The 15,327-nt window shown below is 65.8% G+C and carries 18 protein-coding genes and 1 pseudogene; 9 read left to right on the plus strand and 10 right to left on the minus strand.

What is annotated here, in order from left to right; translation table 11 throughout:
- Positions 1–503 (plus strand): hypothetical protein (locus VM94_RS06080; RefSeq protein ID WP_235432856.1); only part of this gene is annotated, 503 nt, incomplete at its 5' end.
- Here the strand turns inward: VM94_RS06080 and VM94_RS06085 are convergent.
- The 3 genes from VM94_RS06085 to VM94_RS06095 all read right to left on the minus strand — a co-directional run bounded on the left by VM94_RS06085 (position 488) and on the right by VM94_RS06095 (position 1,809).
- Positions 488–964 (minus strand): DUF2244 domain-containing protein, encoded by a 477-nt coding sequence (locus VM94_RS06085; protein WP_046682650.1) that lies wholly within the window; start codon positions 962–964, stop codon positions 488–490. The genes VM94_RS06080 and VM94_RS06085 overlap by 16 nt on opposite strands.
- An 82-nt stretch (positions 965–1,046) precedes the next feature.
- Positions 1,047–1,364, minus strand: coding sequence for a hypothetical protein (locus VM94_RS06090; protein ID WP_046682651.1), 318 nt, complete (start codon positions 1,362–1,364; stop codon positions 1,047–1,049).
- A gap of 115 nt (positions 1,365–1,479) precedes the next feature.
- Complete coding sequence (locus tag VM94_RS06095; protein WP_046682652.1) at positions 1,480–1,809, minus strand: hypothetical protein; 330 nt, start codon at positions 1,807–1,809, stop codon at positions 1,480–1,482.
- A gap of 285 nt (positions 1,810–2,094) precedes the next feature.
- On the opposite strand from VM94_RS06095, the gene VM94_RS28475 reads away from it, so the two are divergent.
- The 7 genes from VM94_RS28475 (at position 2,095) to VM94_RS06130 (ending at position 8,739) form a co-directional block, all read left to right on the plus strand.
- A complete protein-coding gene (locus tag VM94_RS28475; protein ID WP_046682653.1) occupies positions 2,095–2,412 on the plus strand; it encodes a DUF4148 domain-containing protein in 318 nt (105 codons plus the stop codon).
- A gap of 128 nt (positions 2,413–2,540) precedes the next feature.
- Positions 2,541–3,953 (plus strand): efflux transporter outer membrane subunit, encoded by a 1,413-nt coding sequence (locus tag VM94_RS06105; protein WP_046682654.1) that lies wholly within the window; start codon positions 2,541–2,543, stop codon positions 3,951–3,953.
- A gap of 73 nt (positions 3,954–4,026) precedes the next feature.
- Positions 4,027–4,533 (plus strand): MarR family winged helix-turn-helix transcriptional regulator, encoded by a 507-nt coding sequence (locus VM94_RS06110; RefSeq protein ID WP_046682655.1) that lies wholly within the window; start codon positions 4,027–4,029, stop codon positions 4,531–4,533.
- A 10-nt stretch (positions 4,534–4,543) separates the two neighbouring features.
- The gene (locus VM94_RS06115; RefSeq protein ID WP_046682656.1) at positions 4,544–6,688 is read left to right on the plus strand and encodes an FUSC family protein; all 2,145 of its coding nucleotides are present in this window, start codon (positions 4,544–4,546) and stop codon (positions 6,686–6,688) included.
- A complete protein-coding gene (locus VM94_RS06120) occupies positions 6,678–6,878 on the plus strand; it encodes a DUF1656 domain-containing protein (protein WP_034751763.1) in 201 nt (66 codons plus the stop codon). Before VM94_RS06115 ends, VM94_RS06120 begins: the two co-directional genes overlap by 11 nt.
- Positions 6,879–6,928: 50 nt before the next feature.
- Positions 6,929–7,825, plus strand: coding sequence for an efflux RND transporter periplasmic adaptor subunit (locus tag VM94_RS06125; protein ID WP_046682657.1), 897 nt, complete (start codon positions 6,929–6,931; stop codon positions 7,823–7,825).
- Complete coding sequence (locus VM94_RS06130; protein ID WP_046682658.1) at positions 7,822–8,739, plus strand: LysR substrate-binding domain-containing protein; 918 nt, start codon at positions 7,822–7,824, stop codon at positions 8,737–8,739. Before VM94_RS06125 ends, VM94_RS06130 begins: the two co-directional genes overlap by 4 nt.
- A 10-nt stretch (positions 8,740–8,749) precedes the next feature.
- Here the strand turns inward: VM94_RS06130 and VM94_RS06135 are convergent, their stop codons facing one another.
- From VM94_RS06135 to VM94_RS06160, 6 genes are all read right to left on the minus strand, one after another.
- Positions 8,750–9,280 carry an ester cyclase gene (locus tag VM94_RS06135; RefSeq protein WP_046682659.1) on the minus strand — a complete coding sequence of 177 codons (531 nt, stop codon included), beginning with the start codon at positions 9,278–9,280 and terminating at the stop codon, positions 8,750–8,752.
- 114 nt (positions 9,281–9,394) lie between these two features.
- Positions 9,395–10,141: an SDR family oxidoreductase gene (locus VM94_RS06140; RefSeq protein ID WP_046682660.1), complete on the minus strand. Its 747-nt coding sequence runs from the start codon at positions 10,139–10,141 to the stop codon at positions 9,395–9,397.
- An 81-nt stretch (positions 10,142–10,222) separates the two neighbouring features.
- Positions 10,223–10,447, minus strand: coding sequence for a hypothetical protein (locus VM94_RS06145; protein ID WP_034751769.1), 225 nt, complete (start codon positions 10,445–10,447; stop codon positions 10,223–10,225).
- 11 nt (positions 10,448–10,458) lie between these two features.
- The gene (locus tag VM94_RS06150) at positions 10,459–11,130 is read right to left on the minus strand and encodes a thiol:disulfide interchange protein DsbA/DsbL (protein WP_046682661.1); all 672 of its coding nucleotides are present in this window, start codon (positions 11,128–11,130) and stop codon (positions 10,459–10,461) included.
- Between the two features lie 146 nt (positions 11,131–11,276).
- On the minus strand, positions 11,277–12,821 hold the full coding sequence (locus VM94_RS06155; RefSeq protein WP_082127585.1) for a TonB-dependent receptor domain-containing protein: 1,545 nt from the start codon (positions 12,819–12,821) through the stop codon (positions 11,277–11,279).
- A gap of 144 nt (positions 12,822–12,965) precedes the next feature.
- Entirely contained in the window at positions 12,966–13,856 is an 891-nt protein-coding gene (locus VM94_RS06160) for a LysR family transcriptional regulator (RefSeq protein ID WP_046682662.1), read from the minus strand.
- Positions 13,857–13,968: 112 nt separating this feature from the next.
- Between VM94_RS06160 and VM94_RS06165 the strand changes: the two genes are divergently transcribed.
- Positions 13,969–14,787 (plus strand): DODA-type extradiol aromatic ring-opening family dioxygenase, encoded by an 819-nt coding sequence (locus VM94_RS06165; protein WP_046682663.1) that lies wholly within the window; start codon positions 13,969–13,971, stop codon positions 14,785–14,787.
- A 148-nt stretch (positions 14,788–14,935) separates the two neighbouring features.
- Here VM94_RS06165 and VM94_RS28890 read toward each other — a convergent pair.
- Positions 14,936–15,327: pseudogene (locus VM94_RS28890) on the minus strand (ribosome biogenesis GTPase YlqF); the annotation flags it as partial.

Below are 15,327 nucleotides of genomic sequence, written 5' to 3' on the forward strand. Positions count from 1 at the left end.
GAGGTTCCATGCAAGCCATCCCCGCCATCACCGCCATCACCGCGTGCCTGCTACTGTCCTGCGCGGCCAACGCCCGCGCGGCCAATTATTGCGACTCGCCGCAATGGTCGATCGTGCATAACAAGAGCTACGACGAGGTGATGAAGATCGCCACGAAGCGCGACAAGATCCGCGACGCGGAATGCAGTTTTACCGACGTGATCCTGAGAATCCAGAACGAGGAGGCGGGCATCGAGCGCTATCCGGGCATCCTGCTCATCGCCGACCAGCAGGATGAAAGCTTCGTCGTCACCAGCCGCGTCGGCGCCTACACCATCTTCAGCTACCGCTATAACGACAAGCATCTGTTGCAGTTTGCCATGAAGGATCACAGCTGGGCGGAAGGGGAAGAGTTCCAGGCCGGCGCCTACAAGATCACCGGTGTCAAGCAATTCAAGACCATCACGGGCTTCCCCACCACCTTGCTGGTGGTACAGACTTTCCAGTTTTACGGGCCCAAATAGGGCGGCAGCAGCGCGCATAGTTCTTGCGCCACTTGCCGGCGCCGTTCCGGCGTGGCGAAGACGCCCACTGACACATGGCGGGCAGCATTACACATATCGTTGATGTGTATCAATTGGCGCGGCCCTTGCGGCACGGCGATGCGCGTGCGCCACGGGGAAAAGTGGTGGCGCCGACAGTGGCCGGCGCTGACCTGTTCGATGACCAGTTCGCCATCGCGCAGGGCGATATGTTCATAGTCGCGCGCGTGGCGCAGGTAATGCAGCAGAGCGGCGGCCACCAAGCCCAGTTCCAGGAACGAAAAAACGGGAATGTACCAGAGGCCGCGCAGCGCAAAAGCGGCGGCAATGACGAGAGAAAACAGGCATAGCAAGCCATAGGCGCGCAGCAACTGGCGCGCCGTCAAGGCACTGTGGCGCGCCAGCAGCCATTGCGGCTGCTCGCGCGAGTGATCGCGTGGCATGGCGCCTCCCGCACTCCATCACCGCGCCGGCCTCGCGGCCGCCGCCAGGTTCAGCCAGATCGTTCAGCCAGCTTGTGCCGGCTCAGGCGCCCATGCGCACCAGCGCATGACCCACGTGCTGCCACCAGTGGTCGCGCGACTTGACCTGTTTCAGGCAGGACGTGTCGATTTCCGTGGGGAACACGTGATCCTGGCACGCCTTCGTTTCCAGGGCATAGCGCTGGTTTTCCGCCGCAGCCAGGGCCACGACGAGCCAGAACGCCAGCGCCAGCAACATCACCAGCAAACTCCAGGCCAGGTGATTGGTATTACTTTTTTCGCCAAAAAACTCGCGCGGCCGCGTCTCGCGGTACATCGACATCAAGTCTTTTTCTTTCTCTTGCGACATCTGCGTTTGCATCCTCTGACATCCTATCCTGTGCAGGCCGGCTGGCCATGGCGGCGCGCACGCCGCCTTGCCGCCATTTTACGCTGATGGCGACACAGCGGCGGCAATTTGCGACCAGCCCATGGCATCAGGGTCGCGGCGCTGGCGTCCGGGAAGCGCCGGGCTCGCCATCACCCTCCTCTGCTGGCTGCACGGGCGTCATGCTTTCCACATGATCGACGTCGATGTCGCCGCCGTCGGGCGCCGTATTGCGCGGCTCCACGCCGGCCCGCTCGCCCGTGCCGGCCGCATCGCTGTCGTTATCGAGCTCTTCCGGGTCCTGGCCCGGTACGCCCTGCATGTCGCTGCCGCTGTCGGAACTGTCGCTGGGGCCCAGCGCGCCCTTGCCGTGGCCGCTGCCCAGGACGCGGTCGGGGGTGACGGGCAAATTGTCCGGATCGAGTGAACTACCGCTCATGACTGCCTCCGTTAATAAAAAAACCAGCTTACTCCCCTGGCCCGGCCAGCGGCGCACGCCTGCACGGCATTTTCCTGGGGGCAAATGCGGCGGCGCACAATTATTTTCATAAATTACTTCACAAATGTACTATTCATTGCTATAGTTAATTCAAGTAAGCATTTTCTCATCCAGAAACTGCTTCATCGGCGGCACGGCGCCCAACAGCGCCATGCCGCCGAACCGACCGGTACGTGGCGATCCGGCCCATCCACCCAGCCATCATGCACATTTTGGAGTCTTATCATGCAAGCCAAATCACTCATCGCAGCATTGTTTGCCATCACCACCGCTACCTCGGCTTTCGCCCAAAGCGCCGCGCCTGCCACCACGGGCCAGCAATTGTCGCGCGAACAAGTCACGGCCGAATACATCCGTGCCCGCAACGCCGGCGAAATCGCCACCAGCGAAGTCGACTACCCGAAAACGCCGGCCACCGCCGCCAGCCAGGTGACGCGCGAACAAGTCATGGCCGAGTTCTACGCCGCCCGCAAGGCTGGCCTGATCCCGCAAACGGAAGCGGACTTTGACGTCGCGCAAACGGCAAAACACGTCGTGCAATAAGAAACCAGTCAGCCGGTTTCAGTCAGTCAGTAACACACCTCAGTTGCGGCGCAGCACCCGGGCCACTCCCGGCGCTCACCGCGGCGAGCTGTCAGCATTACCCCAACACCTTCTTCCGGAGTTCCTGCATGTCCCTGCACCGCCGTTTGCTTGCCGCTAGCCTGATCCTTGCCTTGAGCGCTTGCGCCGACATGGGCCATATCGCGCCGCAATCGGCCATGCTCGACGCCAATAAACTGCAGGCGAGCCAGGCCATGGATGCCGCCGCCAGCGCAGCGATCGCCTGGCCGCGCACGCAATGGTGGCAAGACTTGCACGACCCCCAATTGAACCGTTTGATGGACCAGGCCCTGGCCGACAGCCCCACCCTGCGCGGCGCCCAGGCGCGCGTGCGCCAGGCCGAGGCGCTGGCCGGTGCAGCCGAGGACAAGACCCGCCCGCAAGCCGACGCGGCCATCTCCATCAACCGCGAACTGTATTCGCAGCACGGCAGCACGCCCGCGCCGCTGGCCGGCAATTACGCGTGGCGCAACCAGGCCACCGTCACGGCCTCGTACGACCTGGACCTGTGGGGCCGCAACCGCGCCGCCCTGTCCGCCGCCCTGGGCGACGTGCAGATGGCGTCGGCCGAATCGCAGATGGCCCGTCTGGCGCTGGAAACGGCCCTGGTGCGCACCTACATCCAGCTGTCGTACGAATTCCAGCTGCAGGACGTGATCGAACGCAGCCTGGCGCAGCGCGCCCGCATCCTCGACATCACGCGCCAGCGCAAGGCGGCCGGCATCGGCACCGATATTGACGTGGCGCAAATCGAAACCACCTTGCCGGCCGGACGCCGCCAGCTGGAACAGTCGGCCGAATCGCTGGCCCTGCTGCGCAACCAGCTGGCGGCCTTGGCGGGCAAGGGTCCGGCGGCCGGCGCGGCGCTCACGCGCCCCGTGCTGCGCCTGGACCAGCCGCTGGCCATTCCCGCCGCGCTGCCTGCCGACCTGATCGGCCGCCGCCCCGACATCGCCGCCCAGCGCTGGCGAGTGGAAGCGGCGGCGCAGCGCATCGACGCCGCCAAGGCCGAGTTCTACCCGAACGTCAACCTGGTGGCGTTCGCCGGTTTCCAGGCCTTCGGCTTCAGCCATTTTCTCGACGCCAACTCGCAGATCCGCGGCGCCTCGCCCGCGCTGAGCCTGCCCATCTTTGCCGGCGCCCGTTTGCGCGCCCAGCTGGGCAGCCAGACGGCCGTGTACGACGGCGCCGTGGAGCAGTACAACGCCACCGTCATCAACGCCATGTCGGACGTGGCCAATGCCGTCACCAAGGCGCAATCGCTGGCCAGGCAACACGAGCTGACCGTGCAGGCGCTGGCCACGGCGCAGCGCGCGCGCGACCTGGCGGAAAAGGCGTACAAGGCGGGCATGAGCGACGCCATCGCCATGCTCAACACGCAAGTGGCGCTGCTGGCGGAAGAACAGCAGCAGGCGCAAAATGGGGCACGCGAACTCGATCTGTACGTTTCCTTGATGAATGCACTGGGAGGCGGCATATAAGCTTGCAATCCTGGCATTGGTCTAGCTCAACAAGATACAATCGGAACTTTATTCACACATGAAGGAATATGACATGACCGCTTTTGACGCCACCTCCAAGCGGCTGCAAAACATCCGCACGCGCATGCCAGGCTTCCCCATGGAACTGATGCGTTTATTGCGCATGACGTACCACATTCAAAAAGGCATGAAGGATCTGACCAACGCCGCGCTGAAAAAGCACGACCTGGTCGATGCCAGCTACATGGTGCTGGCCGTGCTGTACGGCACGGACGACGAAACGTCGAACGCCTGCACCCTGGGCATGGCCTGCCATGAAAAACCGGCCAACCTGACGCGCGTGTGCAACGACCTGGAAACGCGCGGCCTGATCCACCGCGGCACGCGCCCCGGCGACCGCCGCTCCGTGATGATCTCGCTGACCGACAAGGGCCGCGCGCTGATCGAAACGGCGCTGCCCGACGTGTACCAGGAAACGTCGGCCCTGTACGAAGGGTTTACGGAAGAAGAGCTGCAAGTGCTCGACAAGCTGTACATGCGCCAGCTGCGCAATTTGAACAATCTCAACAACCAGAACTGATAGCCTATCGATGACGCCAGCCACAGCAACAACACCTATAGACGGCCCCCTGACCCGGGCGGCCCGCTGGCTGGCGCTGGCGCTGCAGGACTGGCGCGCGACGGAAGGCGAACGCTGGATCTACGTCGGCAAGACCCTCATCGCCGCGTTCTGCGCCCTGTGGCTGGCCTACCGCCTGGGCCTCGATTCGCCCAGCACGGCGATGACCACCACCATCATCCTGGCCCTGCCCAGCAGCGGCATGGTGCTGGAAAAAAGCTTTTACCGCCTGTGCGGCACCCTGCTGGGATGCACGGCCGCGCTGACCCTGATCGGCCTGTTCCCGCAGCAGCCCGTGCTGCTGTTCGGCGGCCTGGCCCTGTGGGTGGGCCTGTGCACGAGCGGCTCGGCCCTGCACCGCAACGCCCAGTCGTATGTGTACGTGCTGGCCGGCTACACGGCTTGCATGATCGTCTTGCCCGCCATCGAGCAGCCGATGCAGGTATTCTCGCTGGCCGTCACGCGCGTGGCTGAAGTGAGCCTGGGCATCATCTGCTCGGCCGCCGTCTCCAGCGTGCTGCTGCCGCGCCACCAGGGCACGCAGGTGATGCGCACGGTGCAGGCGCGCTACGGCAAATTCCTCACCTTTTGCCAGGATGTGCTGCAGCAAAAGCTCACGCCGGCGCAGGTGGAACTGACGCATCTGCAGTTTGCCGCCGACGTGGCGGCGCTGGAACTGGGCCGCTCGGCCGCCCTGTTCGAAGTGACCAGCAAAGTGGGCCACGTGCGCGCGCAAAACCGCAAGCTGCACGCCTTCAACGCCACCTTCATGACGGCGCTGACCACCTTCTATACCTTCCACCGCCTGTTCGACCGCCTGCAGCGCGATGGCGAAACGCAGGTCATGCAAGCGTGCGCGCCCCTGTACGCCATCGTTGCCGAAGCGCTGCAGGCGACGCCGTCGCAAGACTCGCTCGACACCATGCAGCGGCATTTGCAAACGGCGCTGGCGCAGGCCCGCGCGCAGATCGATGGCGCCGCCATCACGCATGCGCAGCGCATCGATTTCGACACCGTGTGCGAACTGCTCGAGCGCTTCGCGCGCGACATGAGCCGTTTTCACGAAGTGTATTTCAGCCTCGTGCACGACACGCCGCTGGACGTGAGCACGCCGCAAGCGTATGCGCCGAAGACGCCGCCCGCGCTGGTGCTCGCCAGCGGCGCGCGCGCCGGCATCAGCCTGGCCCTGCTGGCGCTGGGCGCCTACTTCCTAGCCTGGCCCTACGCCAGCACGGCCATGCTGATGGCGGCCGTGTTCTGCGCGCTGGCTTCGTCCTCGCCACGTCCCATCCTGATGATCCGCCAGGTACTGGCGGGCTTTTTGATCGCCATGCCGCTCTCGCTCGTCTGCGTGTATTTCGTGCTGGTGCATGGCGACGGCTTCCCCATGCTGGTGCTCAGCTTTGCGCCCTTCCTCGCCGTCGGCCTGTACCTGATGACCAATCCGGCCAAGCTGGGCGTGGGCCTGGGCGTGTCGACCTTCATCACGCAGATGGCGCCGACGAATGTGATGCATGTCGATGGCGCGGCCTTTTTGAACACGGGCATGGCGCTGATCGTGGGCCTGATGCTGGCCGCCCTGGTGTTTGCCGTGCTGCTGCCCGAGCACACCATGGGCCACAAGGACCACATCGGCCGGGCCCTGTGGCGCGAAGCGCTGCATGCGTGCACGGCGCCCGCACGCCGTGTCAAACACCGTTTCGACAACCGCGTGCGCGACCTGCTCAGCCAGCTCAATGCGGCGGCCGGCCCGGCGCCGGGCGAAGCCACGCGCGCCGTCGTGCGCCAGGCATTGACCCTGCTGGAAATCGGCCATTCCGTGATCGAACTGCGCGAACTGATCGCCACCGCCCGGCCGGGCGCCACGCGCCACGCGCTGCAGCAGTGCGTGGACCACATCGCCGGCTGGCTGCGCACGCGCGGCGACGCGCAACTGCAGGCGGCGCTGGCGGCCACCCTGCAGGCGGGCGCAGTGGTGCGCGCGGCCCAGACGGAAGCCGATGCGACCGCCGAACGGAGCGCGCACCTGCAGACGGCGCTGGCCGACCTGCACTCGATCTACACCTCATTGCTCGACCACATGGCGCCTAGCGCCGGAGACCACCATGCCGCGTGAATTCGCCCTGTTCGGAATCTTGATTCCTACCCTGCTGCCCCTGTTCCTCCTCAGCATAGCCCTGCAAACCCTGCTCGACCGCGTGCTGGGCTGGCTGGGCGTGTACCGCATGGTGTGGCACCCGTCGCTGGCGCGGCTGTGCATCTTCATTGCCATCTTCGGCGCGCTGGCTTTATCGCTTTACAAATAGCGCTACAAATAAAAAAAACCGTTCAACCCGATCAAGGAAAGGCTGCCGACATGGTAAGCAAACTGACCCGCTATGCAATCACCCTGCTGCTATTGGCCGCAGCCCTGTGGATAGGCAAGACCGTCTGGGACCGCTACATGGAGTCGCCGTGGACGCGCGACGGCCGCATCAAGGCCGATATCGTCAACATCAGCGCCGACGTGGCCGGCACCGTCACGGACGTGCTGGTGCGCGATAACCAGGTAGTGCAAAAAGGCGACGTGCTGTTCGTCGTCGACAAGGAACGCTATGCGAGCGCGCTGGCGCAGGCCGATGCCGTGCTGGCAGCGCAAAGGACGGAGCAGGGCCGCCGCGGCAAGGAAGCCCAGCGCCGCGCGGGTCTTGACGCCAGCATCATCTCGACGGAAAGCCGCGAAAGCGCGGCGTTCGCGGCCACCTCGGCCACGTCGCAGGTGCAGGCCGCCGTGGCCGCCCGCGCGCTGGCGCAATTGAACCTCGAGCGCACCACCGTGCGCGCGCCCGTCAGCGGCTACGTGACGAACCTGAACGTGCACAAGGGCGATTTCGCCGCCGTCGGCGCGGCCAAGCTGGCCGTCATCGACAGCGCCTCGTACTACGTCGTCGGCTACTTCGAAGAGACCAAGCTGGGCATGCTGGCGCAGGACGACAAGGCGGAAATGAATCTGATGAGCGGCGGCACGCTGCACGGCCACATCGAGAGCATCGCGCGCGGCATCACCGACCGCGACGTCGCCACGGGCCGCGAACTGCTGGCCGACGTCAACCCCACCTTCAACTGGGTGCGTCTGGCGCAGCGCGTGCCCGTGCGCATCCACATCGACGAGCAGCCGAAAGGACAACTGCTGGTGGCCGGCACCACGTGCACCGTGGTGATCACGCCCCACTCTGCCCCGGCGCCGAAACCAGCGGCCGCGCACCCGGCATGATACGCGGCGGCGCCGGACGCCTGGCGGAAATCGCCCTGTTCCTCGACGCCGCGGCGCTGGGCAGCTTTTCCGCGGCCGGCCGCAAGCACGGCCTGTCGCCGGCCGCCGCCAGCGCCGCCATCGCGCGCCTGGAAACGACGCTGGGCTCCACCCTGTTCGAACGCACGACGCGTCAGCTGCGCCTGACGGAAGAAGGCCTGCACTACCGCCGCTACAGCGAACAGGCGCTGGACTTGCTGGCGCAGGCGGAAGACGGCTTGCACACGGGCGGCGGCGCCCTGCGCGGCGTGGTGCGCATCTCGGCGCCGTCCGACATCGGCCGCCAGCTGCTGCTGCCCATGCTCGACCGCTTTGCCGCACTGCACCCGCAAGTGCGCCATGCGCTGACCCTGACGGACGCCACGGCCAACCTGGTGCAGGACGACGTCGACCTGGCCATCCGCTACGGCGAGCTGCCCGACAGCGACATGGTGGCGCGCCTGCTGCACCCGGGCCGGCGCGTCGTGTGCGTGGCGCCCGGGCTGGCCGCCAGGGTCGGCGTGCCGGCCACGCCGCGCGACCTGGCGTCGCTGCCCACCCTCGTGCTCACGGCTGGCGACGGCGCGCCGCAGGAATGGCGCTACCGCGAAAACGGCAAGCGCCACGGCTTGCGCCTGCAAGGGGAATGGCACAGCAACGACGGCGAAATCATCCGCCGCTGGGCCGTGGCCGGCCATGGCTATGCCTACAAATCCCTGCTCGACATCGGCGACGACCTGCGCGCGGGGCGCTTGCAGACGGTGCTCGACGATTACTTTGCCGATAGCGTCCCCCTGAACCTGCTGTACCGGCGCAGCCGCTTCCAGCCGCCGCGCGTCACGCTGCTGGTCGACTTCCTGCTGCAGCAGTTTTCCGCGCTGCCGGCGCAGCCCTAGCGGACCGCCCTCACGGTGCCAGCACGCCCAGCTGGCGCAGCAGGGTCAGATTGTCTTCCAGGTGCCAGTTGTCGCTGATGCGCCCTTGCCCATTCACGCGGTACAGGTCGAACGCATGGAAATCGATGGCTTGGCCCTGGCCGCGCAGCTCGCCCTGCGGCGTGGGGAAGACGCCCGTGAAGCGCCCCGTGAAATGCAGGCGCAGGGTCACCCGGTCGCCGGCCACCAGCATCTCCTCGATGACCACCTTCAAATCCGGCACGGCCGCATGGAACACTTGCGACGCCTGCAGCGGACCGGCCAATCCCTGCGGGCGGCCGGCGGGCAAGGTGCGGTCAATAAAATCGTCGGCCAGCGCCAGGCGCGCCAGGGCCGGGTCGCCGCTTTGCCAGAATGCGGCGTAGCGGCGCGCGGCCAGCGCCGTTTTATCCGTGGCGGTGGCGCCGGACAGTTGGGCCGGCATGGGCAAATCCATGGCGGCATGGGCTGGCGCGGCGGACAGCAGCGACAGTGCCAGGAGGGCGGGTGCAAAAGCGGGCATAGTAGTTCCAAATGAGTTAATCGGCGTGCACATGGCACACCGCCATTCTGGACCCGCTTGCCGCGCTTGATAATTGGCCCCGTGCTTGAATCAGTCGCTTACTGAAGTTGAAAATCAGCGTCCGCCCGCCACGTCGAGGATGCTGCCTGTGACATAGCTGGCGCCCGGCCCCAGCAGGTACAAAATGGCGTCGGCGATTTCTTCGGGCTGGCCGCCCCGCTGCATCGGCACGCCGGGCGCCAGGCGCGCCACCCTGCCCGGTTCGCCGCCCGAAGCGTGGATCTCCGTATAGATGATGCCGGGCCGCACGCCGTTGACGCGGATGCCTTCGGCCGCCACTTCCTTCGCCAGGCCCAGGGTCAGGGTATCGACGGCGCCTTTCGAGGCCGCGTAATCGATGTATTCGTCCGGAGAGCCGAGGCGGGCCGCCGCCGACGAGACATTCACGATGCGCCCGCCCTGCCCGCCATGGGCCGTCGACATGCGCCGCACGGCTTGCTGGCAGCACAGGAAATAACTGATCACGTTGGTGCGCAGCACGCGTTCGAGACGCTGCGCGGACATGTCGACGAGCCGGCATTTCTGCTCCAGCACGCCCACATTGTTGACCAGCGCCGTGAGCGTCCCCAGGCGCGCGTCGACTTCCGCAAACAGGCGCGCCACGTCCGCTTCATCGCTGGCATCGGCCTGCACGGCGATCGCCTCGCCCCCGTCGGCCACGATGCGCGCACACAGTGCCTCGGCCGCCTGCGCGTCGCGCACATAGTTGATGCAGACGGCATAGCCCTGGCGCGCCGCCAGCAGCGCCGTCGCCGCACCGATGCCGCGGCTGCTACCGGTAATCAAGATCACTTCCTTCATCGTCCCTCCTGAATAGTTGTGGCTTCATCATACGCGGACGAAAAAAAACCCGCGCGCGGCGGGTTTTTCGTACTGACACATTCAATTCCGGAAATGCGTCATGGCGTAAGTCAGATGCTGCCACCAGTGTTCGCGCGACTGCACGGACGCCAGGCATTTCGCATCGACCTCGTTCTTGAACGCGGGGTCCACGCAAGCCTTGGTCACCAGCGCATTGCGCTGGTTTTCCACGTTGACGATGGCAATCGCCAGCCACGCTACGAGGGCGAGGGCCAGTACGCACAGGGTCCAGGGCAGCTGTTTCATGACGTCTCCGCTTACTTCTTCGCTGGCGCCGGTGCGCGCTCTTTCAGCACGCGCGCCACCAGTTCATCCATCACACGCAGGGTTGCCGTCTGGGTTTGCGGCTCGGACTGGCCAGGGCGCGACAGCTGCGCCGGCGACGTCACGAAGCGGCCATCGATGACGATGGTCGGCGCGCTGTCGATCTTGCTGGCGGCGATCAGCTGCTCGTTGCGTTTCAGCTTGGTCTGCACGCCGAACGAATTGAACATGTCCAGGTATTTCGCCTTGTCGATGCCGTTCTTGACCAGCAGGTCGAGAATGGCGTCATCGCGGTTCAGGCGGTTGCGCTCGACGTGGATGGCGCGGAAGATCTTGTCGTGGAACTGGTCCAGCTGGCCCATCGCTTCCAGGGTGGCATAGGCGTGCGCCTGCGAGTCTTTCGGGCCGGTGGCAGCCAGGTGGACGCGGCGGAAGGCGATCTTGTCGCCCTGCTTCTTGACCCAGTCGTGCATCAGCGGATCGAGCGCGTAGCAATGCGGGCACGAATACATGAAGTACTCGACCACTTCCACCTTCTTGCCCGTGTCCGTACGCACTGGCGTCGTGAGCGTGGTAAAGCCGGTATCGGCCGCCATGGCGCCGCCGGTGGCCGCCACCAGGGTGACGGCGGCAAGCAGGGGACGCAAGAAACGCAGAAAACGCATATAAATCCTTCATCATAAGTGGTCGTGAACGGGGCGAGATTACCACTTTTTGCGCCGGACGATGTCGCACTGCCGGAAAAAAAGCGCTTTTATCCGCTCCGTTTGCGTCCGCTTAAGCCGCATTTAAGCCCCGCTGCGCCCCTGCCTCAGAAATGGTAGCGCGCCGACACGCGCAGCTGGCGTGCATCGTTGAGGTAAATGCTGGAACGGCAGCCCGGCGCATCGCCGTAATGGCGGCGGTTGGCCAGGTTGCTGCCGGCCAGTTCCAGCTCCCAGGCGCCCAGCTTGCGCGCATAACGTCCGTCCACGGTGGCAAACGCAGGCACTTGCGCCAGGCAGCTGTTGGCGAAATCGGGGCCATAGCGCAGGGCGCGCAGCCATTGCATGCCGACATCGGCACTGGCGCCGCCCTGCCCCGTCCAGTACAGGCGCAGGCTGGCCAGGGTCTTCGGCACGAGGGCGATGTCCGGGCCGTCGTAGGCGTAATCGTCATAGCGCGCATGCACTTGCCGCAACTGAGCGTCGAGGCGCCAGTCGCGCGCCAGCGCCATGCTGGCTTCGATGGCGACGCCGTCGCGGCGCGAGGGGTCGAGGTTGCCCGCAAAGCCCAGCTGTCCCAGGTTCTGGTCGAAGACGATCTGGTTGCTCAGGCGCTCGCTGAAGACGCGCACGGAAGCGCTGCGCGCCGCGTCGCCGAAGGTGGCGCCCACTTCCATGTCGCGTCGCAGCTGTCCCGCCAGCGGGCGGTAGCCGGCGCGGGTATAACCATCGTCGTCGATGCGGTAGCTGCGCGCGGCCTTGGCGTACACGCTCAGTTGCGGGCGCAATTGCAGGCTGCCCTGCACGTCCCAGGCATTCTGGTTTTCCCAGTCGCTGCCGCCGGCGGGCATGTCGGCCGGATCGAGCTGGAACTGTTCATGCCGCAGCCCCAGCAGCAGGCGCGGCGCATACGCGCCGCCGAAGGCCAGCTCTTCGCGCAGCAGCAGCGCGCGCGAATACTGGCGGCGCTGCGCATCGCCATCGCGGCCCGAGCGCCGCTGCCACTGCATCAGGTCCAGGCCCACTTCCGTATCCGTGCCCACGCCGTCCACCTTGCCGTAATGACGCAGGCGTGGCGCCAGCTGCCGGCGGCGGCTGCTGTACGTCGACTCGCTGCTGCCGTCCTCGCCCGCATAGTGGGCCGTGGCGCGCTTTTCCCGCTGCGACAGTTCCACGCCCAGCTCGAAACTGCCCACATAGCGCTGCACGAAGGCGCTGGCGCGCCGCACCTCATAGCGGTACAGGTCTTCCGGGCGGGCGGCAAGCAAGGCCAGGAACGGCGCCTCGGGCGCGGGATAGCGGGTGTCCTGCTTCAGCTGGTCGGCGCTGAAGCCGAAGCGGCCCTGGCGCAGCTTCCATTCCGCGCCGCCGTTGAAGCCGCGCTGGTGAAACACGCTGCCGTCGCGGTAATTGCCATTGCGCAGGCCGTCGACGGCCACGTCAAGCACCATGCCGCCCTGGTCGCGCGACAGGGCGCCGCGCACGCTGTGCTGGCCGCCCTGCGCCAGTTCGGCGGACAAGTCGCCATGCATGACGCCGGCCGCAGCGCCATCCACGCCAGCCACGCCTTCCTGCGCGCACGCCGGCATGGCCAGGGCACACAGCAGCAAGGTTCGCGCGGCGATGGTCAGGGCGGAAAGGGCAGGCATCATGGCGGAAAGCTGGGTGCGCTACCGGGGCGCGCACGCACGGTAACAGGAAGGATGGCAAAAGCGAATCATTATACGCACGGCGCACGGCGCCGCAAGCGATGGGCAAGTGGCCGGCATGGCGCATCGACGCCTGGCCGGCGGCCCTCAGCTTCCAAGGCGCGCCTCGTCGGCCAGGAAGTCGATGAAGGTGCGCACTTTCGACGACAGGTAGCGGCGGCTCGTGTAGACGGCGTAGACACTGCCGCCCGCCAGCTTGAAATCGTCGAAGAGGCGCACCAGGCGCCCGGCCGCCAGGTCCGCATCCGTTTGCCACGATGGCAGCAGGGCGATGCCCATGCCGTCGAGCGCGGCCGCATGCAGCAGGCTTTCGTTATTGCATTGCAGGACGGGCGAGAATTTTACTGTCTCGCGCCCCTGAGCCCCATCGAAGGCCAGCTCGTTGCCGTTCGCCAACAAGGAATAGCTGATCATGGCGTGTTGCGCCAGGTCCTGCGGCACGTGCGGATGGCCCGCGCGCGCCAGGTAGGCGGGCGCGGCCACCAGGTGAAAGGCGATGCTGCCGATGGGCCGCGCGATCAGGGCCGGCGATGGCGCCTGGCTCACGCGCAGGGCCAGGTCGAAGCCCTCTTCCACCAGGTTGACCACTCTGCCGCTCAAGTCGATGTCGAACGTCACTTCCGGAAAACGTTCGCGGTAGGCCACGAGGGTGCGCGTAAAGATGGCGTTGGCGAACCAGACGGGAGCGCTCAGGCGCAGCATGCCGCGCGGCACCACCGTCGTGCGGCCGACCGTCGCTTCCACCTCGTCGAGGTTGTCGAGCATGTCGCGGCACTGTTCAAAATATACCTTGCCGATTTCCGTCAGGCTCAGGTGGCGGCTGCTGCGGTTCAGCAGACGCGCGCCCAGGTGGCGTTCCAGGTGCATCACGTGCTTGCTGACCATGGCCGGCGACAGGTCGAGGCGCTCGCTGGCGCGCACGAAACTGTCCAGTTCCACCACGGCGCGAAACACGCGCATGCTGCGCAAGGTATCCATGACGGCCCAATCATCAACAAATTGGAAATGATATATCAATAATTGCGATCTTGATCAACTGACTGGGCATGACTATCATCGATAGCATCAGCCATTCCACTGCGGAGCCGCCATGCAAGAACACACCTTCCCTACCTACTTCCTGTCGCACGGCGGCGGCCCTTGGCCGTTCATGAAAGACCAGTTCGGCGGCCGCTACGACGTGCTCGAAGCGTCGTTGCAGGATATCCCGCGCCAGATCGGCGCGCGCCCGAAAGCCGTACTCGTCGTCACGGCGCACTGGGAAGGACCGCAATTTCTCGTCTCGGCCAGCCCCCGGCCGGGCATGATCTACGATTACTCTGGCTTTCCGCCGCACACCTATCAAATCCAGTACCCGGCGCCCGGCGCGCCCGAGCTGGCGGCGCAGGTGAAACAGTTGCTGGACGCTGCCGGCCACCCGGCGCGCCTCGACCATGAACGGGGTTTCGACCACGGCACCTTCAGCGCCCTGTTCCCCATCTATCCGCAGGCGGACGTGCCGCTGGTGCAGCTGTCGCTGAAACACGGCTACGACCCGCTCACCCACGTCGAAGTAGGCCGCGCGCTGGCCAGCCTGCGCCGGCAAGGCGTGCTGATCGTCGGCAGCGGCCTTAGTTACCATAACCTGCGCCAGTTCGGCCAGGCGGGCGCCGTCGCCTCGCACCAGTTCGACGCCTGGCTGCGCCAGACGATGGCCTTGCCGCCGGAACAAAGATTGCAGCAATTGCTGGCCTGGGACAGGGCACCGGGCGCGCGCCAGGCCCATCCGCAGGAAGACCATCTGCTGCCGCTGATGGTGGCGCTCGGCGCGGCCGAGCAGGAAGCGGCGCAGGTCGTGTATCACGAGGAGGATTTTTTTGGGGCGCTGGCGGTGACCAGTTTCCGGTTTGGAACGACTGGCGGAAATTAGCAACGCGCCGGGGTCAGACGGGGGCGCCGAAAGCCGGGGTCAGACCCTCGCCACCGCTAACGGCTGGTTCAGCGCCAACTTCAGCGCCAACATCACCGGGGGTCTGACCCCAGAATTTAAAAAGCCGCTAACTAGCGGCTTTTTTTAGTTAAGTCCCGCGCTTGCCCCGCGCCGCGTTCTTCGCCTTTTCAGCGGCGATCTCGGCCGCCTTGGCCGCTTTTTCCGCCATCTCGGCCGCGTGCTGGGCCATCAGGGCCGCGCGCGTGTCCGGCGTTTCCAGCGAGATGCGTCCCAGGATGCCGCTGCGGTAGTCGAGCAGCAGGGTGTGCGACGCCTTCTCGAAATCGTAGTCGCCGCCCTTGATGCGGAAGCCGCGCTTGGCGGCGATGCCCTCGACCACGCCGATGGCGTCGACTTCACCGATCTTGGTGCCGTAGCGGGTTGCCAGCAAGTCCGGGTAGCGCTTGAGCAATTCCTCGGCCAGGAACACGGCCACTTCCTCTTCGATCAGCGCGTTCGAGCCGATGGCGTGGCTGGCGG

The organism is Janthinobacterium sp. KBS0711, assembly GCF_000988085.1.
GTDB lineage: Bacteria > Pseudomonadota > Gammaproteobacteria > Burkholderiales > Burkholderiaceae_D > Janthinobacterium > Janthinobacterium lividum_E.

Bases quoted from the DNA above. Each gene is read 5' to 3' on its own strand.
- VM94_RS06135 (WP_046682659.1), bottom strand. From the start codon at position 9,280: ATGCCCGCTTTTGCACCCGCCCTCCTGGCACTGTCGCTGCTGTCCGCC.
- VM94_RS06145 (WP_034751769.1), bottom strand. From the start codon at position 10,447: ATGAAACAGCTGCCCTGGACCCTGTGCGTACTGGCCCTCGCCCTCGTA.
- VM94_RS06120 (WP_034751763.1), top strand. From the start codon at position 6,678: ATGCCGCGTGAATTCGCCCTGTTCGGAATCTTGATTCCTACCCTGCTG.
- VM94_RS06110 (WP_046682655.1), top strand. From the start codon at position 4,027: ATGACCGCTTTTGACGCCACCTCCAAGCGGCTGCAAAACATCCGCACG.
- VM94_RS06105 (WP_046682654.1), top strand. From the start codon at position 2,541: ATGTCCCTGCACCGCCGTTTGCTTGCCGCTAGCCTGATCCTTGCCTTG.
- VM94_RS06125 (WP_046682657.1), top strand. From the start codon at position 6,929: ATGGTAAGCAAACTGACCCGCTATGCAATCACCCTGCTGCTATTGGCC.
- VM94_RS28475 (WP_046682653.1), top strand. From the start codon at position 2,095: ATGCAAGCCAAATCACTCATCGCAGCATTGTTTGCCATCACCACCGCT.
- VM94_RS06130 (WP_046682658.1), top strand. From the start codon at position 7,822: ATGATACGCGGCGGCGCCGGACGCCTGGCGGAAATCGCCCTGTTCCTC.
- VM94_RS06150 (WP_046682661.1), bottom strand. From the start codon at position 11,130: ATGCGTTTTCTGCGTTTCTTGCGTCCCCTGCTTGCCGCCGTCACCCTG.
- VM94_RS06085 (WP_046682650.1), bottom strand. From the start codon at position 964: ATGCCACGCGATCACTCGCGCGAGCAGCCGCAATGGCTGCTGGCGCGC.
- VM94_RS06165 (WP_046682663.1), top strand. From the start codon at position 13,969: ATGCAAGAACACACCTTCCCTACCTACTTCCTGTCGCACGGCGGCGGC.
- VM94_RS06095 (WP_046682652.1), bottom strand. From the start codon at position 1,809: ATGAGCGGTAGTTCACTCGATCCGGACAATTTGCCCGTCACCCCCGAC.
- VM94_RS06090 (WP_046682651.1), bottom strand. From the start codon at position 1,364: ATGCAAACGCAGATGTCGCAAGAGAAAGAAAAAGACTTGATGTCGATG.
- VM94_RS06155 (WP_082127585.1), bottom strand. From the start codon at position 12,821: ATGATGCCTGCCCTTTCCGCCCTGACCATCGCCGCGCGAACCTTGCTG.
- VM94_RS06160 (WP_046682662.1), bottom strand. From the start codon at position 13,856: ATGGATACCTTGCGCAGCATGCGCGTGTTTCGCGCCGTGGTGGAACTG.
- VM94_RS06140 (WP_046682660.1), bottom strand. From the start codon at position 10,141: ATGAAGGAAGTGATCTTGATTACCGGTAGCAGCCGCGGCATCGGTGCG.
- VM94_RS06115 (WP_046682656.1), top strand. From the start codon at position 4,544: ATGACGCCAGCCACAGCAACAACACCTATAGACGGCCCCCTGACCCGG.